Origin of the sequence: Saccharopolyspora erythraea NRRL 2338 (assembly GCF_000062885.1) — a bacterium.
Lineage (GTDB): Bacteria > Actinomycetota > Actinomycetes > Mycobacteriales > Pseudonocardiaceae > Saccharopolyspora_D > Saccharopolyspora_D erythraea.
The window spans coordinates 3,700,274-3,713,979 of sequence record NC_009142.1 but is presented as its reverse complement, the minus strand read 5'-3'; the positions used below and the strand labels follow the sequence as shown (position 1 = coordinate 3,713,979).

Annotated in this window: 13 protein-coding genes and 1 pseudogene; 9 read left to right on the top strand and 5 right to left on the bottom strand. The window is 70.8% G+C overall.

The window, feature by feature from the left end:
• Positions 1–125: 125 nt before the first annotated feature.
• The 3 genes from SACE_RS16305 (at position 126) to SACE_RS16295 (ending at position 2,855) form a co-directional block, all read left to right on the top strand.
• Positions 126–881: an SDR family oxidoreductase gene (locus SACE_RS16305; RefSeq protein ID WP_009946209.1), complete on the top strand. Its 756-nt coding sequence runs from the start codon at positions 126–128 to the stop codon at positions 879–881.
• A gap of 17 nt (positions 882–898) precedes the next feature.
• Positions 899–1,888, top strand: a complete 990-nt coding sequence (locus tag SACE_RS16300; RefSeq protein WP_011874012.1) for a glycerophosphodiester phosphodiesterase family protein — start codon at positions 899–901, stop codon at positions 1,886–1,888.
• Positions 1,889–1,988: 100 nt separating this feature from the next.
• Entirely contained in the window at positions 1,989–2,855 is an 867-nt protein-coding gene (locus SACE_RS16295) for an arginase family protein (protein WP_009946212.1), read from the top strand.
• On the opposite strand, the gene SACE_RS16290 is transcribed toward SACE_RS16295, so the two are convergent.
• Positions 2,842–3,645 carry an SGNH/GDSL hydrolase family protein gene (locus SACE_RS16290; RefSeq protein WP_009946214.1) on the bottom strand — a complete coding sequence of 268 codons (804 nt, stop codon included), beginning with the start codon at positions 3,643–3,645 and terminating at the stop codon, positions 2,842–2,844. The two genes, SACE_RS16295 and SACE_RS16290, sit on opposite strands and share 14 nt — an antisense overlap.
• 436 nt (positions 3,646–4,081) lie before the next feature.
• On the opposite strand from SACE_RS16290, the gene SACE_RS16280 reads away from it, so the two are divergent.
• The gene (locus SACE_RS16280; protein ID WP_009946216.1) at positions 4,082–5,473 is read left to right on the top strand and encodes a GntP family permease; all 1,392 of its coding nucleotides are present in this window, start codon (positions 4,082–4,084) and stop codon (positions 5,471–5,473) included.
• Here SACE_RS16280 and SACE_RS16275 read toward each other — a convergent pair.
• Positions 5,470–6,183 (bottom strand): FadR/GntR family transcriptional regulator, encoded by a 714-nt coding sequence (locus tag SACE_RS16275; RefSeq protein WP_009946217.1) that lies wholly within the window; start codon positions 6,181–6,183, stop codon positions 5,470–5,472. The genes SACE_RS16280 and SACE_RS16275 overlap by 4 nt on opposite strands.
• A gap of 148 nt (positions 6,184–6,331) precedes the next feature.
• Here SACE_RS16275 and SACE_RS16270 point away from each other — a divergent pair, with 148 nt between their 5' ends.
• The 3 genes from SACE_RS16270 to SACE_RS16265 all read left to right on the top strand — a co-directional run bounded on the left by SACE_RS16270 (position 6,332) and on the right by SACE_RS16265 (position 8,242).
• Positions 6,332–6,856 (top strand): gluconokinase, encoded by a 525-nt coding sequence (locus SACE_RS16270; protein WP_011874010.1) that lies wholly within the window; start codon positions 6,332–6,334, stop codon positions 6,854–6,856.
• Between the two features lie 88 nt (positions 6,857–6,944).
• Positions 6,945–7,157 carry a hypothetical protein gene (locus SACE_RS37665; protein ID WP_143538154.1) on the top strand — a complete coding sequence of 71 codons (213 nt, stop codon included), beginning with the start codon at positions 6,945–6,947 and terminating at the stop codon, positions 7,155–7,157.
• 110 nt (positions 7,158–7,267) lie between these two features.
• Complete coding sequence (locus tag SACE_RS16265; protein WP_009946221.1) at positions 7,268–8,242, top strand: hypothetical protein; 975 nt, start codon at positions 7,268–7,270, stop codon at positions 8,240–8,242.
• Positions 8,243–8,380: 138 nt separating this feature from the next.
• Here the strand turns inward: SACE_RS16265 and SACE_RS16260 are convergent, their stop codons facing one another.
• Positions 8,381–8,827: a cupin domain-containing protein gene (locus SACE_RS16260; RefSeq protein WP_009946222.1), complete on the bottom strand. Its 447-nt coding sequence runs from the start codon at positions 8,825–8,827 to the stop codon at positions 8,381–8,383.
• 71 nt (positions 8,828–8,898) lie between these two features.
• Positions 8,899–11,184, bottom strand: coding sequence for an SF1B family DNA helicase RecD2 (gene recD2, locus SACE_RS16255; RefSeq protein WP_021341907.1), 2,286 nt, complete (start codon positions 11,182–11,184; stop codon positions 8,899–8,901).
• A 235-nt stretch (positions 11,185–11,419) separates the two neighbouring features.
• Here recD2 and SACE_RS16250 point away from each other — a divergent pair, with 235 nt between their 5' ends.
• Positions 11,420–12,358: an RluA family pseudouridine synthase gene (locus SACE_RS16250; RefSeq protein ID WP_009946226.1), complete on the top strand. Its 939-nt coding sequence runs from the start codon at positions 11,420–11,422 to the stop codon at positions 12,356–12,358.
• A gap of 58 nt (positions 12,359–12,416) precedes the next feature.
• Here the strand turns inward: SACE_RS16250 and SACE_RS16245 are convergent, their stop codons facing one another.
• Entirely contained in the window at positions 12,417–12,635 is a 219-nt protein-coding gene (locus SACE_RS16245; RefSeq protein ID WP_021341908.1) for a hypothetical protein, read from the bottom strand.
• 160 nt (positions 12,636–12,795) lie between these two features.
• Between SACE_RS16245 and SACE_RS40160 the strand changes: the two are divergent.
• Positions 12,796–13,694 (top strand): annotated as a pseudogene (locus SACE_RS40160) (helix-turn-helix domain-containing protein).
• Positions 13,695–13,706 lie beyond the last annotated feature (12 nt).

The following is a 13,706-nucleotide window of genomic DNA, read 5'->3' as shown; positions in this document are numbered from 1 at the left end:
GACAGTGGACATCAGAACCGAGAATTGGACATCAGATTTGAGGCCCTACAGGCAGGCTGGCCGCGAGCCGGCGACCGTGCCATGCTCTGCTACCGACCAGTAGGTCGGTAGTTCGGAGGAATGGCATGCGCAAGAACATCGTGATCACCGGGGCCAGTGCCGGGCTGGGCATGGGCATGGCGCGGGAGTACGCGGCCAAGGGCCACGACCTCGCGCTGTGCGCCCGCCGTACCGAGCCCCTCGACCGGCTGCGCGACGAGCTCACCGCCGACCACCCGCGGATCACCGTGGTGACCCGGCGGCTCGACGTCAACGACCACGACGACGTCTTCGCCGCCTTCCGCGACTTCCGCGACCGGCTCGGATCGCTGGACCGCGTCATCGTCAACGCCGGACTGGGCAAGGGAAAACCGCTGGGAACGGGCTTCTTCGAGGCCAACCGCCAGACCGCCGAGACCAACTTCGTCGCCGCGCTCGCCCAGGTGGAGGCCGCGATGGAGGCGTTCCGCGAGCAGCGCGCCGGGCACCTGGTGCTGATCTCCTCGATGAGCGCCTGGCGCGGGATGCCGCGCAACGCCACCACCTACGCCGCGACCAAGGCCGGTCTGGCCGCGCTCGGCGAGGGCGTGCGCGCCGAGACGATGCGCGGACCTCTGCGGCAGGTCAAGGTCAGCACCATCTACCCCGGTTACATCCGCACCGAGATGAACGCCAGGGCCGGGGGCGGTTTCATGGTGGCGCCGCTGGAGAAGGGCTGCCGCTCGCTGGTCCGCGCGATCGACCGCGAACCGGTCCGGGCGTGCGTGCCGCCGTGGCCGTGGTCGGCGTTGTCCGTGCTCATGCGTTTCCTGCCGCTCCGGGTGCTCGCGCGTCTGATGTGACGGCGACAATGGCCCCCATGCCCGTGAAACGCCCGCGCCTGCGCAAGAAGCGCTACGCGCTCGCCGCCGTCCTGGGGCTCCTGGCAGGATTCGCCTACCTCAACAACACGTCCCTGCTCGCCGCGCCGTCCGACCAGCGGCCGCGCGTGCTGGCGCACCGCGGTCTCGCGCAGACGTTCAGCACGGAGGGCGTGGAGAACGACACGTGCACCGCCGAGCGGATCGCGCCGCCGCCGCACGGCTACCTGGAGAACACGATCCCGAGCATGCGCGCGGCTTTCGACGCGGGCGCGGACCTCGTCGAGCTCGACGTGCACATCACCAGGGACGGTCAGTTCGCGGTGTTCCACGACTGGGAGGTGGACTGCCGCACCGAGGCCACCGGCACCACGCGCGACTTCACCATGGCCGAGCTGCGCGGGCTCGACGTCGGGTACGGCTACACCGCCGACGGCGGGCGGACCTTCCCGTTCCGGGGCAAGGGCGAGGGGCTGATGCCGTCGCTGGACGAGGTGCTCGCCGAGTTCCCGCACGAGCCGCTGCTGATCCACGTCAAGAGCGACGACCCCGCCGAAGGCGAGGCGCTTGCCCGGCGCCTGTCGGCGCTGGACCCACCACGCCTGGCCGAGATCGCCGTCTACGGCGGGGATGCCCCGGTGCGGGTCGTGCGGGAACGGCTGCCGCGGGTGCGGACGATGTCGAAGGCCATCATGAAGGACTGCCTGCTGAGCTACGAGGCGGTCGGCTGGACCGGAGCCGCTCCCGGCGCGTGCGCGAACACCGAACTGCACGTCCCCGAGGGCTATGCCCCGTGGTTGTGGGGCTGGCCGTCGAAGTTCACCGAACGCATGGAATCGGTCGGAAGCCGGGTGGTGCTGGTCGCGGGTTCCGGCGGCTTCTCCGAGGGTTTCGACACCCCGGAGTCGCTGCGGCGCGTGCCGGAGGAGTTCACCGGCTACGTGTGGACCAACCGGGCCGAAGTGGTCGCACCGCTGATCCGGCGCTAGGACGGCGGAATTCGTTGGCCGCCACTCGGCGACCGGTGATACTTTCCGGCTCGTAGCGGCATGTCCGCCGCACACGCCGAACCAGTGGAGGACGTCCGAAGTGCTCACCCGCGATCCTGAGAAGCCGGTGCCGCAGGCCGGGAACGAGCGGGTGGCATTGACGGTGTTCCGAGGCCGCGCCGGTGACCACAACGACCTCGCCATGCGCGGTTCGGTGGCGGTCGCACGCGGACTGTCCGAACGGTTCGGACTGCCGGCCGGCCACGTCGGCTCGCCGGAACCGGCGCTTAACACCGACTGGCGCACCGAGCTCGACGCCGCCCTGCCCGCGCTGCGCGAGATGTCCGGCGCCTACGAGCGGCTGATGTCGGGCGGGCTCGCGCCGCTGACCGCGCTGAGCCGGTGCAGCGTCGCGCTCGCGACGCTGCCCGTCGTCGCCCGGCACCGGCCGGACGCCTGCGTGGTCTGGTTCGACGGGCACGCCGACCTCAACACTCCGGACAACACGACGACCGGCTACCTCGGGGGCATGGCGCTCTCCGGCGCGGCCGGGCTGTGGGACTCCGGACTGGGCGGCGGTTTACGGCTGGACAACATCGTGCTCGGCGGAGCGCGCGACGTCGACCCGCCGGAGCGGGCGCTCATCGACGCCGGGGCGGTCCGCTCCGTGCCGCCGGGGCCGGACCTCGCCGACGAGCTGCGGGCGGCGATCGCGGGCCGGCCGGTGTACTTCCACCTCGACTGCGACGTGCTCGAACCCGGGATCGTGCCGACCGACTACCGCGTTCCCGGCGGGCTGTCGCTGGCGGACCTGCACGCGGTCTCGGACGTCGTGGCCGAGGGCGAGCTGGTCGGCCTCGAGATCGGCGAGTTCGAAGCATCCTGGCCGGAGACCGCCGAACCGGTCGTGCCGGACGCGCTCCTCGACGCCATGGCGCCGATGTACGCCGCCCTCACCGCCCGCTGAGCTCGCGGTCCCCGCGCACGGCCACCGGGGCGAGCAGCGGCCGCTTCGCGGTCCGGCGGTTGCCCGACGACGCGCCGAGCAGCCCGCGCCCGATCCAGGGGCCGACGCACCCGCCGAGCCAGCTCACCTCCGTCCGCGCGTTCGACCACCACGGGCGCGGGGGCGCGGGGGCCAACGGGGCGGTCCAGCCGTCGTCGAAGCCGGGCAGCTCCAGCGCGTGCGCCACGGCCGCCGCGATCCGCGCGTGGCCCTCGGCGTTGGCGTGCAGTCGGTCGGCGCTGTAGAGCCGCTGGTCGGCGATCGCGGCGTGCGGGAACGCGTCGACCAGCGTGGCGCCGTGGCGGGCGGCCGACTCCCGGATCCCGGCGTTGAGCGCGATGACCCGCGGCACCAGCCGCCGCGCGATCGGCATGAGCTTGCCGATGTCGGGGAACGTCGTGATGACCACGCGCACCCCGCGCGCGGCCAGGGCGGCCACGACCTCGTCCAGCTCGCCGCACACGCGGTCGGCGTCGAAGCGCGGCCGGATCACGTCGTTCATCCCGGCGCACACGGTGACCAGGTCGGGTCCCAGTTCCAGGGCCGCGGGCAACTGGCCGGCCCGGACCTGGCGGGCCAGGCTGCCCCGCACCGCCAGGTTCGCGTAGCGCAGCCGCGGGTTCAGCTCGCTCAGGTGCTCGGCGAGCCGGTCCGCCCAGCCCCGGTAGCCGGAGCGCTCGTCGCCGTCGTGGAGTCCCTCGGTCTGGCTGTCACCGATCGCCACGTAGCGGACGAACCACTGCCCTGTCATGTCTCTTTTCTCCTCGAACCGCACAGCGCCGCGAACGTTGTAGTCACCGGCAAGATTAGTCAATTCGATGAGCAGAGCCAAAACAGCAGGTGATCACCTGCGTACTCTCGGTGATCGAAGCGACGGCGCCCGAGCCCGCGCTCACCGAAACAGCGGCTCCCGCCGCACTGTCGACCCGTAGCCAGTGCACTGGTCAGCGGCGACCAACTCCGCGACCGCCAGGCCGGCCTGCTCCGCGTCCACCCGAGCCGTGGACCCCGCGCACGACCAAGCGGCTGCGCCCGCCAGCACGCTCCGGAAGTCCCAGGAAGGCGCGAAGTTGATCACTGCTCCGCGTGCCCCACGTCACAGGAGACCCGGTGTTGTAATCGTATGACCATTGAGGCAAAGTACCGGCAACCGTCGTCCCACCCCCTCAAAGACGAGGAGCCACAACGTGGAAACGATGCAACCGGCCTACGGCGTGGGCCCGCTGCTTCTCATAGCCGCAGGCGCGGTCGGTCTGCTGCTACTGCTGATCATGAAGTTCCGCCTGCACGCCTTCATCTCGCTCGTGCTGGTGAGCCTGCTGGTGGGTCTGGCCACCAGGATTCCGCTGGACGAGCTGGTCGACACCCTCCTCGACGGCTTCGGCAGCACGCTCGGGACAGTCGGCCTGCTGGTCGGGCTCGGCGCCATGATCGGACGGCTGCTGGAGGTCACCGGTGGCGCTCGGGTGCTGGCCAACACCCTGATCAGCCGTTTCGGGCCGGGCCGGGCGCCGCTGGCGCTCGGGGTCGCCTCGCTGATCTTCGGCTTCCCGATCTTCTTCGACGCCGCCTTCGTGGTGTTCCTGCCGATCATCTTCAGCGTGGCCAGGCGCTTCGGCGGCTCGGTGCTGCTGTACGCGCTGCCCGCCGCGGGCGGCTTCGCCGCGATGCACGCCTTCGTCCCGCCGCACCCGGGTCCCGTCGCCGCCGCCGAGCTGGTCGGCGCGGACATGGGCGTGGTGATGCTGGTCGGCCTGGGCGTGGCGATCCCGTCCTGGTACCTCGGCGCCTACCTGTTCGCCAAGTTCACCGGCCGCCGGATCGACGTGCCGGTCCCGGACCTGTCCGACTCCGACTCCGAGGCCGAGAACTCCGAGAGCACCTCGCGGGCACCGCTGCCGAAGTTCGGCACCGTCATCGGCGTCCTGCTGCTCCCACTGGTGCTGATCTTCCTCAACACCGGGCTGGAAACCCTCGGCACCGCCGGCGTCGTCGACTCCGAGCAGACCTGGGTGCAGGTGCTGCAGATGGTCGGCGAGACCCCGGTCGCCCTCCTTGCCACCGCGATCGTCAGCGTCATCGTCCTCGGCCGGGGCCGTTCCAGGGCCGACGTCGAGCAGATCGTCAACGGCGCGCTGGCGCCGGTCTGCGCGATCATCCTGATCACCGGCGCGGGCGGCATGTTCGGTGGCGTGCTGCGCGCCAGCGGCATCGGCGGCGCGCTGTCGGAGAGCCTCAGCGCCATCGGCCTGCCGCTGATCGTGGCCGCCTTCGTGATCTCCACCGCGCTGCGGGTCGCGCAGGGCTCGGCCACCGTCGCGATCACCACGACCGCGGGACTCATCGCGCCGACGGTCGCGGCGACCGAGGGGCTCTCTCCCCTCTACCGTGCGCTGCTGGTGATCGCCATCGCCTGCGGTGCGACCGTCCTGTCGCACGTCAACGACTCCGGCTTCTGGCTCGTCGGCCGCTTCCTGGGCATGGACCTCAAGACCACGCTCAAGACCTGGACGGTGCTGGAGACGCTGCTGGGCGGGATCGGCTTCGTGATCGTCCTGCTGCTGAGCGCGGTCGCCTAGTGGCGCGGGTCCGGATCGGTGACGGCTTCGACCACCTCGGCGACGATGCCGCGCATCGCCACCTCGGCCACGTCGGCGTCGCCTGCCACGATGGAGGAGGCGACCAGGGCGTGCAGGCGCAGCGCCTTCTCCTCGGGACGGTGGGGCATGAGGTGGTGCACGGTGCGGCCGGTGAGCACCTCGGCCACGACGTCGGAGAGCCCGGCGAACATCTCGTTGCCCGAGGCCAGCAGGACCAGGCCGTGGAACTCGATGTCGAGGTCGAGGAAGGTGTCCAGGTCACCGGCCCGGCCGGTGGTGCGCATCAGCGGGCCCAGCTCGGCGAGGCGGGCGCGGTGCTCGGCGGTGGCGTTGGTGGCCGCCAGCGCCGCCGCCGCGGGTTCCACCGCGGCGCGCAGCGCGGTCAGCGACCTGAGCTGCGCGTCGCGGCCCTTGCCCGCCAGGCGCCACCGGATGAGCTGCGGGTCGAAGACGTTCCAGCGCTCGGTCGGGGTGACTGTCACGCCGGTCCGGGGCCTGGTGACCACGAGCTGGATCGACTCCAGCACCCGCACCGCCTCGCGGGCCACCGTGCGGGACACGCCGAACTGCTGCTCGATGCGCTCCAGGGTCAGGACGTCGCCGGGGGCGTACTCGCCGCCCGCGATCGCCGGCCCGAGCACCCCGAGCACGCGGTCGTGCAGGGTCTGCTGCCTCGCCGAGACCGTCATGTCCGACGTCCACCTCCTGGCCGGGAGTCCGCCGCGGCGCAGGCTCGACGGCCACCCGGACCCCAATTCGTATGACTATTGAAAACCATCGGGAGCCGTCGCGGGCGGTGCGCCTCGCCGAGCACCCGATCCTAGAAGGGAGAACGGTGTGACGACCCAGGTGGTGGTCATGGGCGTGGCCGGGTCGGGCAAGACCACGGTCGCCGAGCTGCTCGCGCAGCGGGCCGGGCTGGAGTACGTGGAGGCCGACCGATTCCACTCCCCGGAGAACATCGCGAAGATGAGCTCCGGGACGCCGCTCACCGACGAGGACCGGCAGCCGTGGCTGCGGCGGCTCTCGGAGTGGATGCGGGAGCGGCGGGAGGCCGGTGTGTCCACCGTGCTGGCCTGCTCGGCGCTGAAGCGCTCCTACCGCGACATCCTGCGCAGCCACGCCCCGGCGCTGATGTTCGTGCACCTGCACGGCTCCCCCGAGCTGATCCGCGAGCGGATGACCAGCCGCAAGGGCCACTTCATGCCGCCGGCGCTGCTGGACTCCCAGATCCGCGACCTGGAGCCGTTGCAGGCCGACGAGAACGGCATCACCGTCGACCTCGTCCACGCCCCCGACGAGATCGCCGAGCAGGCGCTGTCCTGGCTGCGCATCGCCCCCGACATGGGCACCGCGCGCTGAGGCGGCGGGCCCGGCCCGGAAGCACCGGGCCGGGCAGCTTCTCCCCATCGTGTCCGCAGCGTTATCCGGATGCGTCAGGCTGGGCGCCATGAGCCGTCAACCCCGCGCGTTACGCGCCGCGGTCGCCGACCTCGAACGTGCCCTCGCCGGGCGCCCGCCGGCATCCGTGGCCGAAGCGGACAAGCAGCAGCAGACGCCTTCGGCGGAGCAGAGCCGGCAGGATGACGCCCGCCCCGCCGCTGAGGACGAGGACGCCCCCGACCACGCGGGCGGCGACCGCGGGCCGGCCGCAAGGGACTGACCACACCGCGGGAATGGGCGGAAGTCCCCTCCCCGGTCGCGAGCCCGCTTCACAGGTCACGATCCCGCTTCACCGTTGCCGGCGGAGCACTTCCTGCTAGACATGGGGCCATGAGCCTCACGATCAAGGGGATCTCCTACGTCACCGGGGAAACCGACGCCGAAGACCTGCGCGGTGACCTGCTCTCGATCCGCGACGAGCTGCACTGCACCGCGGTCATGTTGATCGGCACCGATGTCGCAGCCCAACTGGAGGCCGCCGAGGCCGCCCTCGACGCGGGGCTCGACGTCTACGTCCGGCCGTACCTCGCCGACCGTTCTCGGGCGGAGCTGCTGGCCCATCTCGCGGAGATGGCCGCGGGTGCAGAGGAGTTGCACCTGCGCCATCCGGGGCGGGTGACGCTGCTGGTCGGCAGCGAGTTCTCGCTGACGCAGCCGGGCATGCTCCCCGGCCCCCGGGTGTTCCTGCGCGTGCAGGTCCTGGTGCGGTGGCGGCGCTTCTTCGACCGCCGCATCACCCGCAAGCTGCGCGTGCTGCTCGCCGACGCCCTGGCCGCCGCCCGCTGCCGCTTCTCCGGGCCGATCACCTACGCCGCGGGGCACTGGGAGGAGGTCGACTGGTCCGGCTTCGACGTCGTCGGCGTCAACCTCTACCGCTTCGGCGACGACCCGGCGGCCTACGAGCGTCGCCTGGACGCGCTGGTGCGGGAAGCGGGTGAGGCGGGCAAGCCGGTGGTCGTCACCGAGTTCGGCTGCGGTGCTTTCGAAGGAGCGCAGCGCCGGGGTCCCGGATCGTTCCGCATCGTCCGCTGGCTGGCCGTCCCGCCCCGCATCAAACGGGGTCACGTGCGCGATGAACGCGTGCAGGCGGCCTACCTCGGTGAGCTGATCGACCTCTACGCCGCGCGCGGCGTGCACGGCTGCTTCGTCTACACCTTCGCAATGCGGGACTTCCCGCACCACGACGACCCGTCGCGCGACCTGGACATGGCGGGCTTCGGCGTGGTGAAGGTCGACTCCGACGATCCGTCGCTGTGGGAGGCCAAGGACGCCTACCGCGAAGTGGCCCGCCGGTACGCGTCGTAGCTCCGTCCGAGCCGACTCGGGTAGTTCCAGCCGCGAGGCGCGAGCGGTGGTCGGGCCACCTCTCGCGCCCCTCTTCGAACGGGGCGGGACTCGGACCCCGTCAACGGTCCGAAGAGGACTCCCGGACGGGCACCGGTGTCAGGTGTCGCCGGGGTCGACCTCCGCCCACAGGCTGGGCAGGTTCACCACGATCCCCTCCTGGGTGCTGCGGGCGATCACCACCACCGCCTCCCCGTCCGGCGAGGGGTTCTCCTCGCGGTGCGGCAGGTACGGCGGGACGAAGATGTAGTCGCCCGGCTCGGTCTCCACCCGCACCTCCTCGTCGCCGTCGGCGAAGACGAACACCGGATGCCCGGACACGACGTAGATCGCCGTCTCGGCCTCGCCGTGGTGGTGGTCGCCGGAGTTGGTCGCCGGGCTCACGTGGGTGCGGCCCATCCACAGCTTCTCCGAGCCGACGGTCTTGCCCGAGATCGCCTCGAAGCGCCGCATGCCCGAGGTCTGGGCGGTGTCGGACACCAGACCTCCGCCCTTGACGTGCTCCAGCCGCCCGTGCCACACGGCGTTGCCGTCGTTGTCGGCCACGACATCCCTCCCTGTTCTCACAACCGGTTCCAGGCCACGTTCATACCCCTCGCGCCGCCGCGCGGCAGGGGTCACGCCGCGCGCAGCCGGTGGTCCAGCGCGGTGTGGCGGCGGCCGGAGCCGACCGCGCGCACCGCCTGACCGAGCGCCTTCTTCGACCCGACCAGCACCACCAGCTTCTTCGCCCTGGTCACCGCCGTGTAGAGCAGGTTGCGCTGCAACATCATCCAGGCGCTGGTGGTCAGCGGGATCACCACGCACGGGTACTCGCTGCCCTGCGAGCGGTGGATCGTGACGGCGTAGGCGTGCACGAGCTCGTCCAGCTCGGCGAAGTCGTAGTCGACGTCCTCGTCCTCGTCGGTGCGCACCGTGAGCGTCTGGGCCTCTTCGTCCAGCGCGCTCACTACGCCCTGCGTGCCGTTGAAGACGCCGCTGGCGCCCTTGTCGTAGTTGTTGCGGATCTGGGTGACCTTGTCGCCGACCCGGAACACCCGGCCGCCGAACCTCCGCTCGGGCAGGCCCGGTCTGCCGGGCGTGATCGCGTCCTGCAAGAGCTGGTTCAGCGCGCCCGCCCCGGCCGGCCCGCGGTGCATCGGCGCCAGGACCTGCACGTCGGTGCGGGGGTTGAGACCGAACCTGCGCGGGATGCGCCGCGCGACGACGTCGACCGTCAGCTCGGCGGTGACGTCGGGCTCGTCGACCTGGAACAGGAAGAAGTCGTCGAGGCCGTGCGTGCGCGGGTGCTCGCCGGCGTTGATCCGGTGCGCGTTGGTGACCACGCCGGACTCCGCGGCCTGGCGGAACACCTCGTTCAGCCCCACGTGCGGGATCGGCGTCCCCTCGGCGAGCAGGTCGCGCAGCACCTCGCCCGCGCCGACCGACGGGAGCTGGTCGACGTCGCCGACCAGCAGCAGGTGCGCTCCGGCGGGGACCGCCTTGGCGAGCTTGTTGGCCAGCAGCAGGTCGAGCATGGACGCCTCGTCGACCACGACCAGGTCGGCGTCGAGCGGGTTGTCGCGGTCGAACGCGGCGTCCCCGCCGGGCTGGAGCTGCAGGAGCCGGTGCACGGTGGCGGCCTCGTGGCCGGTCAGCTCGGTGAGGCGCTTGACGGCCCGGCCGGTCGGCGCCGCCAGCACCACCTTCGCCCGCTTCGCCCTGGCCAGCTCGACGATCGAGCGCACCGTGAAGCTCTTGCCGCAGCCCGGACCACCGGTCAGCACCGCGACCTTCTCGGTCAGCGCCAGCCGCACCGCCCGCTCCTGGCCTTCGGCCAGTTCGGCCCCGGTGGTGCGGCGCAGCCAGCCCATCGCCTTGTCCCAGTCCACGGAGGCGAAGGCGGGCATCCGGTCGGCGCTGGTGCGCAGCAGCCGCGTCAGCTGGGCCGCCAACGCCACTTCGGCCCGGTGGAAGGGCACCAGGTAGATCGCCGCGGTCGGCACCTCGGCGTCCTCGCCCGGGATCTCCTCCCGGACCACGCCTTCCTCCTCGACGAGCTCGGCGAGGCATTCGATCACCAGACCGGTGTCGACGGTCAGGATCTTCACCGCTTCGGCGATCAGCTCGGTCTCGGGCAGGAAGCAGTTGCCCTCGCCGGTGGACTCCGAAAGCGTGAACTGCAGGCCCGCCTTGACCCGCTGCGGCGAGTCGTGCGGGATGCCGACCGCCTTGGCGATCGTGTCGGCGGTCTTGAACCCGATCCCCCACACGTCACCGGCCAGCCGGTAGGGCTCCTCCTTCACGACGCGGATCGCGTCGTCGGTGTACTGCTTGTAGATCTTGACGGCCAGCGAGGTCGACACGCCGACACCCTGGAGGAAGACCATCACCTCCTTGATCGCCTTCTGCTCCTCCCACGCCTCGGCGATCAGCCTGGTGCGCTTTGGGCCGAGCTTGGGAACCTCGACGAGCCGCTGCGGCTCCTGCTCGATGACATCGAGGGCGGCGGTGCCGAAGTGCTCGACGATCTTCTCGGCGAGCTTGGGCCCAATGCCCTTGATCAGCCCGGAACCCAGGTAGCGCCGGATGCCCTGCACGGTGGCGGGCAGCACCGTGGCGTAGTCGTCGACGTGGAACTGGCGGCCGTACTGCGGGTGCGAACCCCACCGCCCGCGCATCCGCAGCGCTTCCCCGGGCTGGGCGCCCAGCAGCGCGCCGACGACCGTCACGAGGTCGCCGCCGCGACCGGTGTCGACCCGGGCCACCGTGTAGCCGGTCTCCTCGTTGGCGAAGGTGATGCGCTCCAGCGTGCCTTCGAGCACCGCGCCACGGGCGGGCGCGCTTACCTGCCCGTTCGGCGCGCCGGGCTGCCCGCGCACCGCGCCCGGCTCGCGGCCCGCCACCCCCGGATCGATACCCATGTCCACCGGTAAGACGTATCACGAGCCGGTTTCCGCGCCGGAGGTCACCGACACGAGCCCTGCTGCTGGGCATCGGCGTTTCGCGGCCGATCGTGCGCACCTCGGCGCTCGTCGAGGCCGACGCCGAGACCATCGAGCCCTACTTCGAGCAGGTCGCGGACGTGCTGCTGGGCAGGTCGAGCGGCGACCGATGACACAGCCTGAGCGCGGCGACGTGCGGTTACGCTGAGTGCCGATGCGACGCAAGCTCCGGTCCCCCCTGCCCCAGCGCGACGGCCTCGACGCCGTCCGGCTTCGGCTGCCCTCCGAGGGGCCGTGGGAGACCGTGCGGGACCACCTCGTCGACCGGCTGCCGATCGGCGCCGAGCGGGTGGACCGGATGTTCCGCGAGCAGGCCGTCGTCGACCTGCACGGTCCGGTGGCCGCGGACGCGCCGTTCGTGCCCGGCTCGTTCGTCTGGTTCCACCGCGACCTGCCCGACGAGGTGCCGGTGCCGTTCGAGATCGGCGTCGTCCACCGCGACGACGACCTGCTCGTGGTCGACAAACCGCATTTCCTGGCGACCACGCCGCGCGGCAGGCACGTCGCCCAGACCGCGCTGGTGCGGCTGCGCCGCGAACTCAGCATTCCCGATCTCAGCCCCGCGCACCGACTGGACCGCACGACGGCGGGGCTGGTGATGTTCGTGATCCGCCCGGAACTCCGCAAGAGCTACCAGGAGATGTTCCAGAACCGCCTGGTGCACAAGGAGTACGAGGCGGTCGCCCCGTTCGACCCCGGCCTGGAGCTGCCCCGGACCGTGCGGAGCCGGATCGTCAAGGAACGCGGCGTGCTGGCGGCCCAGGAGGTACCCGGACCGCCGAACGCCGAGACGCTGGTCGAGCTGCTGGAACACCGCGACGGGCTCGGCCGGTACCGGCTGCTGCCGAAGACCGGCCGCACCCACCAGCTCCGCGTGCACCTCAACAGCATCGGAATCCCGATCCTGGGCGACGACACCTACCCGGTGGTCAACGACCCCGCGCCCGACGACTTCGGCCGCCCGTTGCAACTGCTGGCGAAGGCGCTGGAGTTCACCGACCCGGTCAGCGGCCTGCACCGCAGGTTCGAGAGCGGACTCGCGCTCGGTGCGTGGAAGTCGTACGAGGACTGGAATTCCGGAAGCGTCAACTGAACCACCGCCCTGGTTCCGTTACCAGGACGCGGTCTTCGGCCACGTCTTCCACCGCGGCTCAGTCTTCGGCGACCCAGTCGCCGTGGCAGAACTGCAGCCAGTCGCTGATCCCGCCCAGCTTCGAGCCGACGAGATCGGCCTGCTGCGGCGTGATCGCGATCTCGCGGCCTTCGGAGTCGACGATGCGGACTTCCGGATACCGCAACGTGATCGTCACCGGCCCCTTGTCCGCGTAGGCCGGAACGCGCCACGTCCGTTCGGACGGAACTCCTGTCATGTACCGGGATTCCCATTCCTCGCGCCGGCGGTCGATGTCGGATTTCAAAGCAGACGTCCCGATCTTTCGGATTGCACCCTGGTAAACGGGCCTGACACCGCGAACCTCGCACGATGCAATACCAGCACGCACTCATCCGATCCGGTCATTGTGGACCGATGTGCGAGCGCGGGATCATGGAACGCCCACTGCGCGAAATCCAGGAGATGCCGCCGTGCCAGGAAACCGCCACACGTCCGTCCGTTCCCGGCAGATCGCCAACGAGCTCAGACGTTACCGCGAAACGGCCGGGCTAAGTTGCAGCGACGCCGGAGCGAAGCTCGGCGTGTCGGGCAGCAAGATCAGCCGCATCGAAACCGGCGCGTCGGGCTTCCAGATCGAGGACGTGGCGGCCCTGCTCGGCCTCTACCACGTACCGGCGGCGGAACGCCGGGCGATCGTGGAGCTGGCGAAGAAGTCGGACGAGAAGGGCTGGTGGGAGCGGCAGTACGACCTGCCGCACAGGTGGAAGAACTTCATCGAGTTCGAGTCCAAGGCCAGCAGGATCCAGAACTTCGAGCAGGTGGTCGTGCCCGGATTGCTCCAGACGGCGGAGTACATCCGCGCGTCTTTCAGGGCCGCGACAGCACGCTGAGCGAGGCCGAACTCGACAAACTCGTCGTCACGCGAATGTCCAGGCAGATCCTTCTGAGCCGACCACGCCCTCCGCAATACCTCGCGGTGTTCGACGAGAACGTGCTGCGGAGGGCAATCTGCGGTCCCGCGGCGATGAAGCGCCAGCTCCAGCACCTCCTGACCGTGAGCGAGGCCAGCAACGTCACGATGCGGGTGGTGCCCCGGTCAGCGGGGGCCTACGACGGCCTCTACGGCGCGTTCCTGTTGCTGGAATACCAAGAGGAACCCGACATCGTTTTCGTGGAGAACCACGTCACGGCGTTGTTCCTCGAGGAAGAGGCAGACTTGGCGTCGTACCGGATGGCGTTGCGCAACATTCTGGGCTCGGCCCTTGCACCCGCTGCAACGCGCGACCTGATCAGCAGCGTCGCTGCCGAGCACTGACCGAGGAGATAC